The 20,784-nt window shown below is 36.0% G+C and carries 17 protein-coding genes; 9 read left to right on the top strand and 8 right to left on the bottom strand.

From position 1 onward, the window contains the following. Positions 1–79 precede the first annotated feature (79 nt). The 6 genes from panB to panC form a co-directional block, all read right to left on the bottom strand. Positions 80–895: a 3-methyl-2-oxobutanoate hydroxymethyltransferase gene (gene panB, locus FW778_RS21940; RefSeq protein ID WP_150417043.1), complete on the bottom strand. Its 816-nt coding sequence runs from the start codon at positions 893–895 to the stop codon at positions 80–82. Positions 896–1,066: 171 nt separating this feature from the next. After that, positions 1,067–1,954: a Ppx/GppA phosphatase family protein gene (locus tag FW778_RS21935; RefSeq protein WP_150417042.1), complete on the bottom strand. Its 888-nt coding sequence runs from the start codon at positions 1,952–1,954 to the stop codon at positions 1,067–1,069. Beyond that, positions 1,935–4,016 carry a polyphosphate kinase 1 gene (gene ppk1, locus FW778_RS21930; RefSeq protein WP_150417041.1) on the bottom strand — a complete coding sequence of 694 codons (2,082 nt, stop codon included), beginning with the start codon at positions 4,014–4,016 and terminating at the stop codon, positions 1,935–1,937. Before ppk1 ends, FW778_RS21935 begins: the two co-directional genes overlap by 20 nt. A gap of 13 nt (positions 4,017–4,029) precedes the next feature. Then, a complete protein-coding gene (gene rfaE2 / locus FW778_RS21925; protein WP_150417040.1) occupies positions 4,030–4,521 on the bottom strand; it encodes a D-glycero-beta-D-manno-heptose 1-phosphate adenylyltransferase in 492 nt (163 codons plus the stop codon). Beyond that, complete coding sequence (locus tag FW778_RS21920) at positions 4,505–5,509, bottom strand: lysylphosphatidylglycerol synthase transmembrane domain-containing protein (protein ID WP_150417039.1); 1,005 nt, start codon at positions 5,507–5,509, stop codon at positions 4,505–4,507. Before FW778_RS21920 ends, rfaE2 begins: the two co-directional genes overlap by 17 nt. Before the next feature lie 27 nt (positions 5,510–5,536). Then, a complete protein-coding gene (gene panC, locus FW778_RS21915) occupies positions 5,537–6,391 on the bottom strand; it encodes a pantoate--beta-alanine ligase (protein WP_150417038.1) in 855 nt (284 codons plus the stop codon). A 111-nt stretch (positions 6,392–6,502) separates the two neighbouring features. Here panC and FW778_RS21910 point away from each other — a divergent pair, with 111 nt between their 5' ends. The 4 genes from FW778_RS21910 (at position 6,503) to rlmB (ending at position 10,992) form a co-directional block, all read left to right on the top strand. Continuing rightward, positions 6,503–7,318 carry a glycogen/starch synthase gene (locus FW778_RS21910; RefSeq protein WP_150417037.1) on the top strand — a complete coding sequence of 272 codons (816 nt, stop codon included), beginning with the start codon at positions 6,503–6,505 and terminating at the stop codon, positions 7,316–7,318. A 42-nt stretch (positions 7,319–7,360) separates the two neighbouring features. Beyond that, complete coding sequence (locus FW778_RS21905; RefSeq protein ID WP_202552429.1) at positions 7,361–8,800, top strand: DUF4270 family protein; 1,440 nt, start codon at positions 7,361–7,363, stop codon at positions 8,798–8,800. A gap of 87 nt (positions 8,801–8,887) precedes the next feature. Beyond that, positions 8,888–10,141: a methionine adenosyltransferase gene (gene metK, locus FW778_RS21900; RefSeq protein WP_150417035.1), complete on the top strand. Its 1,254-nt coding sequence runs from the start codon at positions 8,888–8,890 to the stop codon at positions 10,139–10,141. Positions 10,142–10,218: 77 nt separating this feature from the next. Continuing rightward, positions 10,219–10,992, top strand: a complete 774-nt coding sequence (gene rlmB, locus FW778_RS21895) for a 23S rRNA (guanosine(2251)-2'-O)-methyltransferase RlmB (protein ID WP_150417034.1) — start codon at positions 10,219–10,221, stop codon at positions 10,990–10,992. Between the two features lie 56 nt (positions 10,993–11,048). Here rlmB and FW778_RS21890 read toward each other — a convergent pair whose 3' ends face one another. After that, positions 11,049–11,768, bottom strand: coding sequence for a hypothetical protein (locus tag FW778_RS21890; RefSeq protein ID WP_150417033.1), 720 nt, complete (start codon positions 11,766–11,768; stop codon positions 11,049–11,051). Positions 11,769–12,107: 339 nt separating this feature from the next. On the opposite strand from FW778_RS21890, the gene FW778_RS21885 reads away from it, so the two are divergent. The 3 genes from FW778_RS21885 (at position 12,108) to FW778_RS21875 (ending at position 15,187) form a co-directional block, all read left to right on the top strand. Continuing rightward, positions 12,108–13,109 (top strand): helix-turn-helix domain-containing protein, encoded by a 1,002-nt coding sequence (locus FW778_RS21885; RefSeq protein ID WP_150417032.1) that lies wholly within the window; start codon positions 12,108–12,110, stop codon positions 13,107–13,109. A 120-nt stretch (positions 13,110–13,229) separates the two neighbouring features. Continuing rightward, positions 13,230–14,096: a hydroxymethylglutaryl-CoA lyase gene (locus FW778_RS21880; RefSeq protein WP_150417031.1), complete on the top strand. Its 867-nt coding sequence runs from the start codon at positions 13,230–13,232 to the stop codon at positions 14,094–14,096. 89 nt (positions 14,097–14,185) lie between these two features. After that, positions 14,186–15,187, top strand: coding sequence for a GSCFA domain-containing protein (locus FW778_RS21875; RefSeq protein WP_235906540.1), 1,002 nt, complete (start codon positions 14,186–14,188; stop codon positions 15,185–15,187). Positions 15,188–15,243: 56 nt separating this feature from the next. Here the strand turns inward: FW778_RS21875 and FW778_RS21870 are convergent, their stop codons facing one another. Then, positions 15,244–16,548 (bottom strand): saccharopine dehydrogenase C-terminal domain-containing protein, encoded by a 1,305-nt coding sequence (locus tag FW778_RS21870; protein ID WP_150417030.1) that lies wholly within the window; start codon positions 16,546–16,548, stop codon positions 15,244–15,246. Positions 16,549–16,831: 283 nt separating this feature from the next. Between FW778_RS21870 and gyrA the strand changes: the two genes are divergently transcribed. Both gyrA and FW778_RS21860 read left to right on the top strand, forming a co-directional pair. Continuing rightward, complete coding sequence (gene gyrA, locus FW778_RS21865; RefSeq protein WP_150417029.1) at positions 16,832–19,429, top strand: DNA gyrase subunit A; 2,598 nt, start codon at positions 16,832–16,834, stop codon at positions 19,427–19,429. A gap of 21 nt (positions 19,430–19,450) precedes the next feature. Then, the gene (locus FW778_RS21860; RefSeq protein ID WP_150417028.1) at positions 19,451–20,761 is read left to right on the top strand and encodes a hypothetical protein; all 1,311 of its coding nucleotides are present in this window, start codon (positions 19,451–19,453) and stop codon (positions 20,759–20,761) included. Positions 20,762–20,784 lie beyond the last annotated feature (23 nt).

The raw sequence follows: 20,784 nt of genomic DNA, 5'->3' as shown, positions 1-20,784 counted from the left end.
TGATAAATTTGACAAATTATTTTTATCGCAGATGCCTTAAAAAATCCAACTTGTCAGATTAAATATTGACGATTACAGATCAATACTGTTCATTTTCATTTGGGAAATCTTTGGACTTTATATCCTCAATATATTTTTGAACCGCACCTGTAACTTCTTCGTGTAGGTTTAAATAAGTTCTTAAGAAACGTGGTTTGAATTCAGTATTAATGCCCAACATATCGTGCATTACAAGCACCTGCCCGTCACAATCATTTCCTGCGCCGATACCTATTGTTGGAATAGAAAGATGCGCGGAAACTTCTTTTGCAAGCGATGCCGGAATTTTTTCAAGCACAATTCCAAAGCAACCGGCTTCCTGTAAAAGCAAGGCATCTCTCTTGAGTTTTTCTGCTTCCTCTTCTTCCCTTGCTCTTACGGTATAAGTTCCAAATTTATAAATAGACTGAGGTGTTAAGCCAAGATGTCCCATAACGGGCACGCCTGCACTAATAATACGCTTTACAGATTCCAGAATTTCTTCGCCACCTTCCAGTTTAATAGCATGTGCTCCCGTTTCTTTCATAATTCTTATGGTTGAATTCAATGCCTCTTTACTATTGCCCTGGTAACTTCCAAATGGAAGGTCCACAATAATTAAAGAACGGCTACAGCCACGCACAACCGAAGATGCGTGGTAAATCATTTGATCTAATGTAATAGGCAAAGTAGTTTCATGGCCGGCCATTACATTACTGGCACTGTCTCCAACTAGAATTATATCGATACCGGCCGCATCAAAAATTTTTGCGAATGAAAAATCATACGCCGTAATCATTGATATTTTTTCACCAACCTGTTTCATTTTAAGCAAGGTATTGGTGGTAATTTTTTTTACTTCTCTATTAACTGACATAATATAAATTTTAGAAAAAAGCGACAGGTGGGAGATGGCTCTGCATTAGAATAAAACAAATCCTTGGAGCGTTCGCTTTGTAAATGTAAAAAGATTTATTCAGGAAATAATAAATATGAATTATTAGTTATCACTTAGCAATTATAAGGTATAAAAGAAATGAAAAGATGCTCACACTCGTCCTTTCACTTCTTCCCATAAATGCTGAACTAATCCATCAGCCAAACCGATTTTCGGCACATAGATTTCTGAAGCGCCGGCCCACCTCATAACATTAACGTATATCTGTAGAGCAGGTACAATAACATCGGCCCTGTCGTCGCGAAGATTGTACGTATGTATCCGGTCATTCAAAGAAACATTGCTGAGCTCTTTATAATAATCACGTAACAAGTCAAGCGGAAGCGGCTTTGAATCTTTACGCTTGCTGAGTGAAAAAACTTTATTAATGTTTCCACCAGAGCCGATTGCAGTAACTGCCTTATGGCCTTTTGTTTTTTCTTTGATGTCATTTTTCATTTCATCCCATACTTCGTCAGTTACTTTATTTTTAAGAAGTCTTATTGTTCCGATGTTGAAAGAATCTTTAAATACGAGTTTATTATTACTGAAAAATGTAAGCTCTGTGCTACCACCACCTACATCAATATATAAATATGAATGTTCTTTATCTAGATTTTCCGCAACGTGGTTTTCATAAATAAAAGAAGCTTCATCGCTTCCTGAAATAACTTCAATTTCAATTCCTGTTTCCTTTTTTACCATTGAAATTATTTCAGCACTATTAGCTGCTTCCCGCATGGCAGAGGTGGCGCAGGCTTTCAAGTATTTCACCTCGTAAGCATTCAGCAAATTGATGTATGCTTTCATGGTGTACAATAAAAGCTCACGCTTATAATCAGAAATTTTACCGTTTTCAAAAACATCAAACCCCAGTCGTAAAGGCACCCTTGTGAGAGATACTTTATTGAACGTGGTTTTATTTTTTTCGTCTTCGCTTACTTCAGAGATTAATAATCTTGCTGCATTACTTCCAATATCAATTGCTGCCAGTTTCAACAGGTGTATGTTTTTTCTTTAAGAGATAGTTGTATGTTTCAATTTGAGAACGGATCTTTTTTTGGTGTTCGTTTTCTACATAAATATTTGAAAGATCGTTGTCCAGTATTCTTGCTTTAACATTATCATTCAACTGAATGTTGAGTATATCTTTCAGTTCTTCCTGTATTTCTTTATCATAGATAGGACAGGTGGCTTCCACCCGGTGATCGATATTTCTTACCATCCAATCTGCGGAAGATATAAATACTTTTTCTTTTCCATCGTGATGAAATATCATTACCCGTGCATGTTCCAGGTATTCATCTACTATACTTATTGCTTTTATTTTTTTCTTAAACTTTTTATTTTCAGTGAGCATGCAACAAATACCCCGGATAATCATTTTTATTTTTACGCCAGCCCTGGCTGCATCGTAGAGTTTTAATATCAGTTCTTCGTCACTTAGAGAATTTAATTTTAAAATTATCGAAGCATGCTTTCCTTCGCGTGCACTTTTAATTTCTTTATCAATAAGCGAATGTAGTTGTTTACGCAGGGACACAGGACTTGGAATTAATTTTTTACAGGCCTTAAGCGCCTGCACGTTCTTAGGATTTTCCAGGTAGTTAAACATACGGTTCACATCAGCCATAATATGCCGGTTGCTTGTTAGCAGGCAATGATCGCCATACATGGTAGCCGTTTTTTCATTAAGGTTACCCGTACTTACAAAACCAAAATGAATTGTATGATTATTTATTCTCTTTTTTATGAGGCAGAGTTTTGCATGCACCTTCAAATTAGGCGCTCCTAAAAAAACTTTTACGCCCGCTTCTTCAAGGCGCTCCTTCCATTCAAGATTTGCTTCTTCATCGAACCTGGCTCTTAATTCAAGAACTACAGTAACGGATTTACCATTACGCACGGCGTTAGTAAGTGCATTAATAATAGTAGAACGTGGTGCAAGCCGGTAACAGGTTAATTTAATACTCATCACATCCGGTGCTATGGCCGCTTCTATTAAAAGATCAATTACCGGATCAAATGAATGATAAGGAAAACTAAGGAGTACATCTTTTTCCAAAATCACGTTAGTAACGCTGTTGGCATTTTGCAGCGAAGGATGAATGAAAGGCTTTTTCCTTTGATTCTTTTTTTCAAATACAAGGTCAGGAAAGTTGATAAAATCTTTGTAGTTGTGAATGCGGCCGCCTGATTGAATATTATCTTTATTGGTTAAACCCAGCCTTTTAATAAGATAATTTAAAAGTAAACTATCGATATCCTTATCGAAAATAAACCGGACAGGCTTTCCTTTCTTCCTGTTCTTTAAACCCTTTTGTATTTTTTGAATGAAAGAAGTCGATACGTCGTTATCAATATCTATTTCTGCATCTCTTGTTACTTTTATTATGTTCGATGAAAATGTATCGTATCCGAAATAAGCAAAAATATTTGGAAGACAAAACCGAATTACATCTTCCAGTAAAATAATAGAATTACCTTCTGCTGTTGACGGAAGAATTATAAACCTTGGTAATCTTGAGGGCACTGAAACCAGGGCAAACCGTTGAGGTATGCTTTCATCTTTGGCAGAAAGCTTACAGGCCAGATAAATTGATTTATCATTTAGGGTTGGAAAGACATTAATGTTTTCAATCATCAAAGGCACAATGTTACTTCTAACACTGTCATTAAAATAAGAGAGCACGAACTTTTGTTGCTCCCGGTTAAGCTGCTTTTCTGTTACTAAAAATATTTTCTGCTTTTTAAGCTCCTGCAAAATGTTAGTCCAGGTGCGGTTAAACTGGTTTTGCTGGTTGGTTACAATGACGTTTATTTCTTCAAGAATTTTTTCAGGTGTTGTTTCCAGGTGCATGTTGGCTTTGCTTCCAAGCTCTATCATCCGTTTTAGTGTTGCAACCCTTACCCTGAAAAATTCATCCAGATTGTTTGAAAAAATTCCCAGGAAACGGATTCTTTCCTTCAGCGGTACTGTTTCATCACCTGCTTCCTGCAATACTCTTGCATTAAAGGCAAGCCAGCTTATATCTCTCACTATTATTCTGCGTTTATCCATAACGGTTATTAGCCTAAAGCGATTTTATTTTTGCAATAATTCCCGTTGTTGAAAATCCTTCCTCTAATGGAATTATTTCTACCCTGCCGCCATTGGCCATTACTTCATCGGCACCCACAACTGTCTGGTGTGTATAATCTCCGCCTTTTACCAGCACGTCAGGCATTATACTTTTAATTAGATTATAAGGCGTGTCCTCGTCAAAAACTATAACGGCGTCTGTCATAATCAGGGAGGCAAGGATCAGTGACCGGGATTGCTGATTATTAACAGGTCTTTCATTTCCTTTTAATCTTTTTACAGAGGCGTCGCTGTTTACTCCTATAATCAAAACATCTGCAAATGAAGCAGCCTGCGATAAAATTTTAATATGCCCTTCATGCAGGATATCGAATACTCCGTTGGTGAAGGCAATTGTTTTATTAATTAATCTCCACCATTTTATTTGAGATTGCAAATGTTCAGCCGAAAAAATTCTCTCGGAAATTTTATTGCTTTGTTTCATTTTTATTTCTGTTAGTATAAATTAATAAACCAAAACTAACTAAACCGATAACAATTATTAGTGCTGTGGTTGTTCCCCAAATAAGCCATCCGAAAGAAATATTATCAATTGAATAAATAAGTAGTACCTGTTGTATCGCAACAGGAAAAGCACCAATACCTCCAGGCGAAACGATCATGGCAAGTGTTGCAAGAGAGAGAACACTAAGTCCTGCAGCAATGCCAAGCCCTGACGTGGCCTTAAGCGCAGAGAATCCAATGTATATTTCAAGCAAATACATAGACCATATAAAAATTGAATGAAGGATGAAAGCTCTTCTTTTTTTCAACCGGATTATTGACATGAAGCCTTCTTTTAAACCAATGTGAATGCCTTTTAATTTTATGATGTGCCGGTGAGCACCATATTTTTTAAAGATCCATCTGGTAACAAAAAATACCAATGTACCAAATACAATAATCGCGATCAACAATTCCCAAAAGGGAAAGTTTACATTTTTATGAGTGATATTTTGGAAACTCTTTTTTATAAATTCTTTTACGGTATTAATTTGAACGGCGATGGTAAAAATAATGATGAGAAAATAACAGAAAAGATCGAACACCCTTTCTATTAAAATGGTACCTATTAATTTATTCACCGGTATTTTCTCATAGCGGCTCAATAACGTGCAACGTAAAATCTCACCGGCACGCGGTAAAAAGGTGTTGGCAAAATAGCCACACATTACGGAATAAAAGGTATTGGATGTAGAAGGGTAGTAGCCCATTGGTTCAATCATAATCTTCCAGCGCATGGCCCTGCTTATATGGCTTAAAATCGCTACAATTGCAATTGGAATAATTACAATGTAATTCGCATGCAGCAGGGATTCGCGAAATTGTACACGCTCAACGTTTGTCATCTTACTGAATTGCCACCAGGTAAGGAAAATGCCTATACCTAAAAAAACAAGGTATTGTAGAATGGCAGTAATTTTTTTCCGCATAAATAGGTTACAAGATAACAAAGAGAATTAACATACGTCTTTTACTAAAATATTATCGATTAACCTGACATCATTTAAAAAGGCAGCTATTAAAATTATGAGGTCATCAGCTTTGTTATACTTTTCAACAATCTTAAGGTTTTTACTTTTAGCTAACTCTAAATAATCAACTTTGAATCCATTTTTTTCAAGGCTTTTAATGACCTTATTTCTTAGCTGCGGAAAATTTTCATGCTGCAGGTTATTTTTTATGTAGGTTAAGGACTTATATAATTGAGCTGCCAGTTTTTTTTCCTCTTCATTTAATCTCAGGTTTCGGCTACTCATAGCAAGGCCGTTCTTTTCACGAAGAATGGGGCAGATGAAAACCTTAATTTTCTTTCCCATCAATTTAACCAATTTTTTTATAACGAGGCATTGCTGATAGTCTTTCTGACCAAGGAATAAATAGCCGGGTTCAATTAAATTAAGAAATTTTTCAACAACAAGGCAGACGCCCTGGAAATGCCCCGGCCGGAATTTTCCTTCTAAAATGTCTTCAAGATAACCAAGTTCATATCTTTTATTTTTTGAGGCAGCATCTGGATAAATTTCCCGTTCAGATGGTATAAATAAAATATCACATCCGCTTCCTTCCAGTAACAAAATATCGTTTTCAATACTTAAGGGATATTTTTTAAAATCTTCTAGATTGTTGAACTGAACACGGTTAACAAAAATGCTGCAGACCGTTATATCTGTCTTCTTTTTGCTTTGAGAAATTAATGATAAATGACCGTTATGAAGGGCTCCCATGGTAGGTACATAACCAATGGAAAAATTTTGCTGTTTTGCACGTGTAAGATGCGCCCTTAAGTCTTCGGAATGTTTAAATAATATCATAGTTGCTTTGTAATATAGCCCAACGTTGAGTTTAACGTACGTTAACAAAAAAATTATTGTAACTTCGCCGCCTGTTAAAAAAACTGTTAAAGCTAATTTAACTATTCGCAAATGTCAACAAAGAAAAGAATTTTATTCATTGCAAACGAAATGTCGCCTTATTTGGAAATGACTGAATTTGCTGAAATTGTAAACAGGCTTGCAGTTAAGTCGAATGAAAGCGGGATGGAAGTGCGATGTATAATGCCCCGTTTTGGAATGATTAATGAACGCCGGCACCGGCTTCATGAAGTGGTGAGACTTTCGGGAATTAATGTATCAATAGACGGTGATGATTTTCCGCTTGTTATTAAAGTTGCTTCTTTACCCAATGCAAGATTGCAGATTTATTTTCTCGACAATGAAGATCTGTTTAAGAGGAAAACATTGTTTCACGACGACCAGGAGAAATGGTTTACCGATAATGCATTAAGAACCGTGTTGTTTTGTAAAGGCGCACTCGAAACAGTTAAGAAATTTGGATGGCCCCCGGATATTATTCATTGCAGCGGATGGATGACAGGTTTAATACCCATGTACATAAAAACTGCTTATAAAAAAGAACCCGTATTTAGCAATTGTAAAATAATTTATACAATAGGCCAGAATACTTTTAAAGAAAAGATAGGATCAGATTTTTTAAAACTTGCGGTGATTAACGCCAATATAAAGGAAAAAGATCTTGAGCCTTTTAAAGATGCCAACAATACAGCAATGTTTAAGGGCGGCGCTAGTTTTGCTGATGCGATAACCTTTGGTGCAGATAAAGTTGATAAAAAACTTGTTGAAGAATTCAGCAAGGTAAGAGGCAAAAAAGTTTTGAAATATAACGCTGAATCAGATTTAACAGACTATTTACAATTGTATGCCGACCTTGCGGACAAATAATTTTTCGTCGATTTATTTCCTTATTTCAAATTAATTTTCTACGTGTTTATCAGACTATTTAAGACTGCCTTCCCAATTTATATCCTTTTAATTGTATTATCCTGGCACTGTACTAAAATAGACACCACAAATCTTGGAGGAAGTCTTATACCACGGGTTGATAACATACACACCTTTGATACTACCTTAAGCGTTATAGCTAATAATTTCGATACCGCTGTTTGCGATTCAGTATACCGGACGGATTTACATGCTTTAGGCTTTATTAACAACGATCCTTTTTTTGGGAAAACAACGGCGGGCATGTATTTTGAGATGAAGCCGCAATATTTCCCTTTCGCATTTCCAGCAGCCGGTAAAGACAGCCTGTTACTTGATTCGGCCGTTTTAATATTACATTATTCAAGCACGTATGGCGATACTTTAACTCCCCAAAAAGCTTTAGTGTACAAACTAAACGACAACTTTTCCAGAGATACCACTTATACCACCTGCAATGTTTTTAATTATAACAGCAGCGATGTAATTGGTGAGCAAACATTTATTCCTGCAAGACTTACAGATTCTATTCATGCCCGCAATGAGGACTCAAAATACCAGTTGCGGATAAAGCTTTCCAATACATTTGCAAATACATTCATAAGCGATTCAAGTGAAATCTTTAAATCAGATTCCACCTTTAAGATTTTCTTTAAAGGCTTTGCGCTTATTGCTGATCAAATGTTTGGTGGCAATGCAATTAATTATTTTGATCTTGGCAATGCAGATACAAGATTATCTTTTTATCTAAGATCTACTTTAAATGGTGTAAAAGACACAACCAGGATCGATTTCCCTTTCACTGTTTATTCCGGAGAAGCAAATTCTGTAATAAGGGAAAGAGGAACATCCGAAATTACCAATAACCTTACGCATCCGGCAGCAGGCGACAGCATCCTGTATGTTCAAACGTCACCAGGCAGTTATGCTGAATTAAAAATTCCGGGTCTTAGTGGTTTATCCAACAGGACCATTCACCGGGCCGAATTAATTGTTGACCAGGTCTATTCGGGTTTACCATCTGATGCATATTTAACGACACCAAATTATTTGTATTTGGAAATGAAAGATACTTCCATAAATAAAGGATACAGACCGATTCCATGCGATTTTACAACCAGTAGCGGCTCACCAAATTTTTCATACTTTGGCGGAACAAAAAAGATCATAAATGACGGAAGCGGCCACCAGGTAAGCCAGTATGTTTTTAATATTTCCCGTTATGTTCAATCGATAGTAACCAAAGGAGCTAAGAATGCCAGCTTGCGCCTGTCTTCACCTTATAGTATCACCAATTCAATTAGTATTGTTGATGATTGTGGTAATGCTATAGCGCCTTTTAATTTCCCCCTAAATAACATTGCTGATGGCGGTGTTAAGCTCAATGGAACAAATAATACCAGCACGAGAATAAGGTTACACATTATATATTCCACTTTATAAATATTGCGGCTCTTAAATGCAAATTAAAATTGCATTTTGTTCAATGAATGCTAAGCCATAATTTTGCGGCTCTTAAAAAAGACAAATATGCCCTATCTATTTACATCAGAATCAGTGAGCGAAGGACATCCTGATAAAGTAGCTGACCAAATAAGCGATGCACTTATTGATAATTTTCTTGCCTTTGATCCTCAAAGTAAGGTTGCCTGCGAAACCTTGGTTACAACCGGCCAGGTAGTTCTTGCAGGTGAAGTAAAATCCAAGGCATATTTAGACGTACAGGAAATTGCAAGAGAAGTTATTCGAAGGATAGGCTATACGAAAAGTGAGTACATGTTCGAGGCAAATTCATGCGGCATTTTTTCAGCCATTCATGAACAGTCTGCTGATATTAACCAGGGTGTAGATCGGAAAAAGAAAGAAGAACAAGGCGCCGGCGATCAGGGAATGATGTTTGGCTATGCTACGAGCGAAACAGAAAATTACATGCCGCTTGCTCTTGATATTGCTCATAGTATCTTGATTGAACTTGCTGCACTAAGAAGAGAAAATAAAGAAATTAAATACTTACGTCCCGACGCTAAAAGCCAGGTTACCCTTGAATATGGCGATGATAATAAACCACAACGCATAGACGCAATTGTGGTTTCCACCCAACATGATGATTTTGCTGACGAAGACAAGATGCTGAAAAAAATATCAGAAGATATTAAGAAGATATTAATTCCAAGAATGAAGAAAAAATATCCGCAGTATGCTCATTTCTTCAACGATAAAATAAAATATCATATTAACCCGACGGGAAAGTTTGTAATAGGAGGGCCTCATGGAGATACAGGGCTTACAGGAAGAAAAATAATTGTGGATACTTATGGCGGTAAAGGGGCTCATGGCGGCGGAGCCTTTAGTGGAAAAGACCCAAGCAAAGTTGACAGAAGCGCTGCTTATGCAACAAGGCATATTGCAAAAAACCTGGTTGCAGCCGGCGTTTGTGATGAAGTACTGGTACAGGTTTCTTATGCAATAGGTGTAGCCCAACCCACAAGCATAAACGTAAATACTTACGGCACCTCTAAAGTTAAAATGACCGATGGAGAGATTGCAAATAAATTAGCGTCCATATTTGATATGCGCCCTTATTTTATTGAACAAAGACTTAAGCTTCGTAATCCTATTTACCAGGAAACAGCTTCTTACGGACACATGGGTCGTAAAAATGAAATCGTAGAAAAAACTTTCAATCTACCCAACGGTGCTCCTAAAAAAATTAAAGTAGAACTATTTACCTGGGAAAAATTAGATTATGTGGGTAAAGTAAAAAAAGCGTTTGGCATAAAGTAATTGATTCAAATTACCAGGAAGCCCTCAAAATTTGAGGGCTTTTTGTTTGCAGATAATTAATCAGGTAAATTTGAAAAGTGAGACAACATAATAAACCTTTTGTTCAACAACATCGTCCTAAAAAAAATTTATTAATTGCAGGAATCAAAGCAATAATTGATGCTTTGAATTCCGGTCAGCAATTAGAAAGGATATACCTGCAATCAACGATACATTCGCCGGAGGCAGAAGAATTAAAATTGGTTGCTGAAAAATATGGAGTTCCCATTAATAAAGTGCCTTTTGAAAAAATAAGGAATTTTAACGTAGAGAACCACCAGGGTTGCATAGCAGTTAAATCAAAAATTCATTACCAGGATTTGCAGGACGTAATTTCCTTAATTGTTGAAAATGGTGAAACTCCATTACTGTTAATGCTTGATGGAATTACTGATATAAGAAACATAGGAGCCATAGCCAGGAGCGCTTACTGTTGCGGTGTTCATGCAATTGTTATTCCTGAAAAAGGAGTGGGGGCCTTGAATGAGGATGCCATCACCACTTCTGCGGGCGCCCTTGAAAATATATCTGTGTGCAGGGTTAAAAGCCTTATAAACGCAATTGATGAAATGCATTTAAATGGCATAAAGGTATTTGCCAGTGAAATGAAAGCGGATACGAATATTTTTGATATTGATTTTAAAGAGCCCTGTGCAATTATTATGGGAAGCGAAGACAAAGGGATTCAACCTGTGTTATATAAAGCATGTGATAACGGTTTTAAAATTCCCATGAAAAAAGATTTTGAATCTTTGAATGTATCAGTTGCTGCAGGGATGATTTTGTATGAAGCAATGAAGCAGAGGATGTAAACACAGCTTCATTGAAATATAGCAACGCCTGCAACTAACAATAATTCAAATTTATGTTATTTTCTTGCAGAAGATGGTGGATTAGTTATTCGTTTAATTATTCGTATAAGAAAAAATACGATCAGGAAAGTTCCGCCAATGGCTACTATCACAGCTAATGCTTCAGACCCGGAGCAGGAAAGGCTGCATGATAACGCTGCTAATCCATATAATAATACAAGAGCTATGATAACTGATAAAATTATCAGCAGTGCCTTATTACCTTCTGAAGTGTCTTTATCATGTTTAATGGTTTTTATCTGATGTTTGATTATTCGTTTTTTTTCTTTTAAGCTAAGCTTACTTACATCCATATTTTTTATGGAAGCAATAAAATTTTGAATCAGTGGATTGTAATAAATCGCTGAATCCTTTGAAAGATGGTGAATGCTAAAAGCGTTTACGGCTTCGTTATTAATGAAAAAGTTTTTATAATTATTTCCACCATAAATAATCATTGAAAAAGTGAGTAATCCCAATGCAAAGTCGAAAAATTTCCTTCTGAAATAGCGTGTAAAAAGCCTTGCAGCGCTCACATTTGTGCCGGAATATCCTATCCAGAGAATTACTGTAAAAATAACACACGTAATAAAATATAATCCCGGGAGAGTTACATTTATATCATTTAGTAATTTTCCAATAAATAAGCCAATTACATTTATTAGAACATAAATCATAAAAATCATAAGCCTGCTTTGCCAAATATGGTTTTTGGCCCAAAAGGATATACTTTTCATTTTTTCTGTTTTAAGTATGTATAATTAATTAATTCTTTTTGTATTTGCAATCATTCTCTCAATACAAAATGCACAGTAAAGAAAGATCGTTCGTAGTATCGCGACTGAATGATAAAATGTTTTTCTGATATGGACACTTATCTTCAAACTTACAATCATGAAAAGGCGAATGCTAATTGGTTTATGATGCCGCGTTTTCTCCTTTGGAATTTTTATTATCAATAGAGGGATATTTCATTTATCATTTCATTTTTTAATAAAAACTTGTAGTTTTTATTTTTTTTTGCAACTTTTACTAAACCTTTCTGTGCCACTTCTAACATTTACTAAAACTTGTTTATGGATTCTACAGGTGCACAACAGGTATTTTTTAATCACATCAAAGGAATGCTTCCTCCGCATATTTCTTTTGTTGATGAAATAGCGGAAGAATTAGACATAAGTAACGACAGTGCTTATAGAAGAATACGCGGAGAAAAACCAATCACTCTAGAAGAAGTAAAAAGACTTTGTATAAAATTTAAAATCTCTCTTGATCAATTATTGCACCTTAATTCTGAATCGGTAGTTTTTAGTGGAAAGCTGGCTGATCCGCAGAATTTTAATTTTGAATTTTATCTGCATGATTTTCTGTTACAACATGAAATGATTAATTCCTTTGAACAAAAAGAATTGCTGATATTACCTAAAGATGTTCCTGTATATCATTATTATAATTTTCCCGAGTTGGCGGCTTTCAAATATTTTTTTTGGATGAAAACTATCCTGCGTTACCCCGATTACAACAAAACAATTTTTAATCCTTCTCTAATGGCCGAAAGCTTAATGAAGACAGGTGAAAAAATTTTAGCTACTTACAATAAAATTCCTTCAACAGAAATATGGAATGTAGAGAACATCAATACAACATTAAGGCAGATAGAATATTATAAAGAATCAAACGTATTTGCATCAGAAGATGATGTTTTAAAGATTTATGATTGCCTTGAAAAATCAATAGATTTTGTTGAATTGCAGGCAGAGGCCGGCTACAAAATAAATCAACCTGGTAAAGGCTTGAGCGAGGGAGCTCCGTTTAATTTATATATTAACGATTTTATTCTTGGCGACAATACCTACTTGCCCGTTCTCAATGGAAGAAAGGTCGTTTTTCTTACCCACTCTCATTTAAATTACATGAATACCAAGGACGTTGCATTTGCTGAATATACTTACAGGCACTTCCAAAATATATTACATAAATCCACGCTCATAAGTGTTGTTGGAGAAAAAGAACGACGCAGATTTTTTAACCGGATCAGGTTGAACATCGATGCAAGAAAAATTGCTGTGTTGCATTGATAGATTATAAAATTATCTTCTTATTTAGAATACAAAAGATGGTTGAGGAAATGGGTTAACAGTTATAACCTTCTTAAATTTTATGATCACTCTTTCTATAATTTCTTTTAATTTGTATTAATGGATGGAAAGGAAACACACATAAAATTGATCGAATGCCCACGTGATGCGATGCAAGGCTGGAAGAATTTTATTCCTACTCAAAAAAAAATCGAATACATCAACCAGTTATTAAAAGTTGGATTTGACACAATTGATTTCGGAAGCTTTGTTTCTGCAAAAGCTATTCCTCAAATGGCAGATACAAAGGAAGTGATTAGCCATTTGTCAATGAGCTATACAAAAACGAAATTATTAGCCATCATCGCAAACGTTCGTGGCGCTGAAGAAGCTGCCCAATACGATTTAATAAATTATTTGGGATTTCCATTTTCCATTTCTCCAACATTTCAAATGAGAAATACGAACAGCACTATTGAACAATCGCTGCAAAATGTAAACGAGATAAAAAATATTTGTGATAAAAATAAAAAGGAACCGGTAATTTATATTTCAATGGCATTTGGAAATCCTTATAAAGATGATTATAATGAAAACATTGTGTTGGAATGGATTGATAAATTAATAGGAGAGGGAATTCAAATTATTTCTTTGGCAGACACAGTCGGTATCGCAGAACCGTTGCAGGTTGCATCAGTTACAAAAAAAGTTATTGCAGCATTTCCGCAAATTGAAACAGGTGTTCATCTTCATTCAACAAATAGAAACTGGCAACAAAAAATTCATGCTGCTTTAGAGCAAGGTTGCAGACGTTTTGATGGCGCATTAAAAGGAATTGGCGGTTGCCCTATGGCAGATGATAAACTTGTTGGAAATATGGATTCCGAATTAATGATACAATACTTTAAAGAACTTGGTTACTGTAAAGATATTGATGCAGATGCGCTGAAAGAGAGCATCAAATTGGCTGGCGAAATATTTGGTTAACTTTCCAAAAGTTTATTTGAAATTCCGGAGTTAGTTCTTAATTGCTAACATTCAAAAAGCTTTTGATATACTTTGCATTAAATTTTATTATGGAATTGCTTTTACCATTTCAGGTTATACCTTCTTCTCAAAAAATTTCTTATGCAGATAAGATTCTTTTTATTGGCTCCTGCTTTACAGAAGAGATTGGGAAAATGATGATAGACTTAAAATTTAATGTGTTGCAAAATCCTAATGGAATTTTGTATGATCCGTTAAGTATTGCTTCTGCATTGGACTCTTATATTGAAAATAAAAAGTACAATGAAAATGATCTCTTTTTATTGAATGAATTATGGCATAGCTGGAAACATCATTCTGTCTTTTCAGGAATGAGTAAAGAAAAGGTTTTGCAGCAGATAAATCATTCGCAATCTAAAGCACACCAGTTTTTGAAAGAGGCTGCATGGTTAATTATTACTTTAGGAACATCTTATAATTATCAGCTTAAAAAATCTCAACAGCCTGTTGCGAATTGCCATAAAGCTCCGCAGGATTTTTTTGAAAAGAAATTATTATCAATTGATGAAATCACTTCACATATATCAAATGTTATTTCAAAACTTCATTCTTATAATTCAGGCTTAAAGATTATTTTCACCATTAGCCCTGTTAGGCATGTAAGAGATGGCGTTATTGAAAACAACAGGAGCAAAGCGAGGCTCATAGACGCAGTACATACTGTAAAAGAAAATTATAAAAATGTTTTTTATTTTCCGGCTTACGAATTAATAATTGATGTTTTGCGTGATTACCGTTTTTATAAGAATGATTTGGTCCATCCAACAGAAACAGCGACAGCTTTCGTTTTTGAAAAATTTTGCGATGCTTTTCTTAATGATGACGCATCAAAATTATTAAAAGAAATTAAATCGTTAGTGGCTGCAATGAATCATAAACCATTTCAAAAAGAAAGCGAAGCTCACAGAAAGTTCCAGGCTGCACAACTTGAAAAAATCCAATCGATAAAAAAAATTTCCCTTCAATTGATTTTAATATTGAAGAAAAATTCTTTTCAAAGGTGTCAGGCCACTAAGGGAAGTTTCCGGTGAAAAAAAGCTGTGCATGAGTTGTCAGACACCTGACTGTCAGCCGCGGAAATAATGAGCTAAACAAATTCTTCATTAAACTTTATCTGATTCAGTTCGAGCTCGGCAAGCACCGGTTCATAAATCTCCTGCGCAACAGGAATATGCAAACCGGTTAATTTTATCTTGTCCTGTAAAATCAATTTAGCAGCTATTCCTAACGGTAAGCCAACTGTTTTCGCCATGGCAGTTCGTTGTTGATCATCGCCCTTTACAATTAAGCAACTCTTTATGCCTTTCCTCTCCCTATCAATTTCATAATCTATTTCGTGCAGCATTACAATCATATCCTTATCATGAGGTTGCATCGCAAGCTTTTTTTCCAAAATATTTTGTAATAATGAAGCCGAGCTTTTTATTGGCGGTTCAATTATGTCGTTACTTCTTAAACTAAGATAATTTGCCTGTTCATCAAATTCAGTGTGGTTTGCATCGTCAGCAATTAACGACTTTCGTTTAATGCTTTTTTTAACGAACCATTCATTATATGTTTTGCAGTTCTTTATTTCCTCATAATCATTTAAATCAGTAAGGCCCGAATTCACAATTATATTCCATCCACGGCAAAAGGAAGCATGTCTCAAAGTGGTTCGAATAAAAGTATCTGCATGCTGCAGTCCGTAGGTATCAATATAACTAAGCGAATCACGGTTAGGATACCATGCTAACGGAAAAAGTCCCGGAACATCTACTACTTCATTGTCGTCAAATATTTTATGATAGGGAATAGTAACCGTTGATCCATTCATTTTATAAATGGCACCGGAAGAGCCTGCCATAACAATATTTGCTGGGTTCCATGTTATTTTATAATGCCATGGATTATCGTCACTTTCCGGAGAAACCAACCCGCCGCAGTGCGATTTAAAAGAAGTAATTTTTCCACCGTGCTTTTTTATTTGGTCAAATATCTTCATGGCGCTCATATGGTCAATTCCCGGATCGAGTCCCATCTCGCATAAAAAAAGCAAACCTTTTGCTTCAATTTGTTTATTGAGTTTTTTTATTTTTTCATCAATATAGGAGGCAGTTAAAAGATGTTTTGAAAAATTGAGACAATCGTTGGCAACCAAAAAATGTAAATGCGGCGGCAGCATCGAAATTACAATGTCTGCTTCCTTTATCAACTCAATTCTTTTTTCTTCATCGCTTACATCAATTGAAACAGCGTTTGCGTTGTTGCAATTCTGAATTTTTGATTGAGCCAATTGCAAATCTGCATCGCAAACCACCAGCAGCCAATTATTTTCTTCGGTGGCAGCACATAAATAATCGATAAGACAAGTTGCTGATTTTCCGGCGCCAAACAATAAAATATTTTTCATTTTTTCATTTCTAATCTTTCAAAAATAAATCACAATTTGTGTAAGCATGCAACTACTTTGCTATTTTATGCACTCGTATTAGAAATGCACTCCGCATAACAGGTTTGCAGTATTATTTTAAGAATCAGGAAAGAAGACCCAAAGGATCGAAATAAAGACATTAAAGGCAGGCTTTTCTTATCCACAACCGCTTTAAAAAATTGGTGAAAAAAAAGGTTGTTTTTAGCATCTTTTGTAAGGAAAAACCCTCTTTAAAAAGTATATTTGCCGATAGTTAAAAATTATGGATACAACAGAAGAACAATTGCCTGATAATACCCCCGGAAGAGGCAGAATAATTCCCGTAAATATTGAAGAACAAATGAAATCCGCTTATATCGATTATTCGATGAGCGTGATTGTGGGGCGTGCATTGCCGGATGCCCGTGATGGTCTTAAACCGGTTCACCGTCGGATATTATATGGCATGTATGAAATGGGTAATTTCTACAACAGGCCTTACAAAAAATCTGCCCGTATAGTCGGTGATGTGATGGGTAAATACCATCCCCATGGTGATGCGTCAATTTATGATACAATGGTGCGCATGGCGCAGGATTGGAGCATGCGTTATACGCTTGTGGACGGACAGGGAAATTTTGGTAGCCAGGATGGTGATAGTCCCGCAGCTATGCGTTATACCGAAGTGCGCCTGGAGCGAATAGCTGAAACGATGTTGGACGATATTGAAAAAGACACGATTGATTTCCAGTTGAACTATGATGATTCTACAAAGGAACCAACGGTGTTGCCTACACGTATTCCGCAGCTATTATTAAATGGTTCGAGCGGTATTGCTGTGGGCATGGCAACTAATATGCTACCTCATAATCTTACTGAAGTTGTGGATGGCTGTGTTGCCTATATTGATAATAAAGACATTTCTATTGATGATCTTATAAAGATTGTAAAGGCTCCCGATTTTCCTACCGGCGGTATCATTCACGGCTATGAAGGAGTGAAAGCTGGGTTACATACAGGACGGGGAAGAGTGGTACTGAGGGGCAAAGTTGTTGTTGAAACTTCAAAAAACGGCAAAGAAAAAATTGTAATTACAGAAGTTCCTTACCAGGTAAATCGTGATACACTCACAGAAAAAATCGGCCATCTTATTAATGATAAAATTATCGAAGGAGTTTCGGATGTAAATAACGAGAGTAATAATAAAGAGGGAACAAGGATTGTTGTGGAACTAAAGAAAGATACCATTGCACAGGTTGTCATCAATCATTTGTATAAGCACAGCGAACTGCAAACCTCTTTCGGTATTAATAATGTCGCCCTTGTAAAAGGAAGGCCTAAGATTCTGAATATAAAAGACCTTATAAGAGAATTTGTTGATTTCCGCCATGAAGTGGTAATCCGCCGAACAAAATTTGAATTAAAGAAAGCCGAAGAAAGAGCGCATATACTTGAGGGTTATCTTATCGCTTTAGATCATTTGGATGAAGTGATAACACTCATAAGAAATTCGTCAACGCCTGAAGTTGCGAAAGATGGATTGATTTCGAATTTCCAGATGAGCGAAATACAGGCCAAAGCTGTTCTTGAACTAAGGTTACAACGCCTTACAGGAATGGAACGTGATAAAATTAAAAAAGAGCATGAAGAGATAATGGCTTTAATCGGGAGATTAAAAGAAATTCTTGAAAATGAAGGAATGCGTTTCCAGATTATAAAAGATGAACTTGAAGAAATAAAACAAAAATTTGGTGATGCCCGCAAAACAGAAATTACTTATCTCGCCGATGAAATAAGTATGCAGGACCTGATTGAGGAAGAAGATGTTGTAGTTACCATTTCACACCTGGGTTATATTAAAAGAACTTCGGCTACGGAATACCGTCAGCAACGCAGGGGAGGGAGAGGCGCTAAAGGAAGCAGCACGCGGCAGGAAGATTATATCGAGCAACTTTTTGTTGCGTCTACGCATCATACGTTATTATTTTTTACAGAAAATGGAAAATGCTTCTGGCTGAAAGTTTATGAAATTACAGAAGGAGATAAACAGAGCAAAGGCAGGGCCATACAAAATCTTATACAAATTCCGGCGGATGATAAAATAAGAGCTATTATAGATATTAAAGACCTGCAAGATGAAGAATACATCAACAATAATTATATTGTGCTTTGTACCAGGAAAGGGATTATTAAAAAAACGCGGGTTGCCGATTTTTCGAGACCGAGACAAAATGGTGTAAACGCTATTACCATAAATGACGGCGATCAGTTATTAGATGCGTGCCTTACCGACGGGAAAAAAGAAATAATGATGGCTGTAAAAAGTGGCAGGGCCATTCGCTTTCCTGAAGAAAAAGTAAGGCCAACCGGGAGAGGAGCCATTGGAGTTTTTGGTATTTCTGTTGATGAAAATGATGATGAGGTAGTTGGTATGATTTGTGTAAATAGTGATGATCCTGATGTAAGTGTTCTTGTGGTAAGCAGCAAAGGATTTGGAAAGCGAACCGCGGTGGAAGAATATAGAATTACGAATCGTGGGGGCAAAGGAGTGAAGACGATAAATGTTACCGCGAAAACCGGTTCGTTAATCGGACTGTTGAACGTGAATGAAAAACAGGATTTAATGATAACCTGTAAATCCGGCGTAACAATTCGAACCTCAATTGCCACTATAAGAGAAGCTGGAAGAGCCACCCAGGGAGTGAAATTAATAAGGCTCGATGAAGGTGATGAAATAGCTGCGATTACAAAATTGAATGAGCATGAGGATGATGAAGAACCAGTTGAAAATACGATAACTAGCGAATTGGAAGCGCCGGGAGAAAGTACTGAGCCGAATGAAAACGAAATTTCAAAAGACGATGAAAATGAAAATCAATAAATTCACAATAATTAAACAACAATGAAAAAAGTTATTTTCACTTTACTATTTAGTTTTTTTGCAACGCTGATTTTTGCACAAGATCTCAAAAGTGTAAAAGCTGACTTAGATAAAAAGCAGCTTGATAAAGCTAAGACCGATATAGATGCATATGTTGCGAAGTCTCCCAATGACGGGGAAGGGCAATATTATAAAGCTAAAATTTACGAGCAAATTGCTTCAAGTGATCAATTCAAATCTTTGGCCCCGGATGCAAGAGAGCAGGCATTCGAAGCCTTTAAAAAAGCAGCAGCTGATTCGGCCAACATTAAATTGAAATTGGTGATCATTAAAGATCAGTATGCCCCGATTTTTAATTTATATACAGGATATTATGAAGCGGGCGCTAGTGCTTTTAATGCTGCGGCACCTACGGGCAACAAGGCGGGTTTTGAAGATGCCATGAACTTATTTATAAAAGCTAATAACGTTGGGCAATATATTGCCGAAAACAAATGGTCCAAAATTCCTGAAGTAGATACAACGCTCGTTTTAAATATTGCAAAGGCGGCACTTAATGCGGGTAAAATGGATGTGGCTCTTACTTACTTTACCAAACTTGCCGATGCAAATATCAACGGAACAAAAGAAGGAGGAGAGGGCAATGCTGCTTTTATTCTTCCATATCAATGGCTCATGTTGCATTATAAAGATGCAAAGGATGAAGCGAATATGATGAAATACGCCAATCTCGGTAAAAAACTTTTTCCCGATAATGATTACTTTGATTTAGTGCTGATAGATTATTACCGCGAGAAAAAAGACAACGATGCATTGTTTGCAAAATACAATGAGTTGGTTACAAAACGCCCTGACAGCCTCATGTATCATTTCAACTACGCCAACGATATTTTTGGATATATTTATAATGGAGACGAGGGTGTAGTAATTAAAAACAGGGACGCCTTGCTCCAAACACTAGGCACTGAAATTGAAAAAGCACATTCCCTAAATCCAAATGATGTTGTTACTAACTGGTTGTATGCCCAATATTATTATAATCATGGTGTAGATGTGAGAGATTCAGCTTTAAAAATAAAAAGCACTAAGCCTGATGATGTGAAGAAGAAAGCAGATTTGAATGCCCAATCAAAAGATGCTTTTAATAAAGCAATTCCTTATGCCGACAAAGCGCTGACAACGCTGGAAGCGAACTATAAAAAAGCAGACAAATCCAAGTATAAATCAATTGTAGATCTTATGCAAAAAATTTATGAAAGCCTGAATCAAAATGATAAAGTGAAATTGTACCAGGAAAAGTATGATAGTGCTGATACGAAGTTTGTAAATTAATTGAATGATTAAATACACGTGAG

Source organism: Ginsengibacter hankyongi, assembly GCF_008710285.1.
In the GTDB taxonomy this organism is placed as follows: domain Bacteria; phylum Bacteroidota; class Bacteroidia; order Chitinophagales; family Chitinophagaceae; genus Ginsengibacter; species Ginsengibacter hankyongi.
Note: the sequence above shows the minus strand (reverse complement) of the source record. Positions and strands in the feature narration are given on the sequence as shown.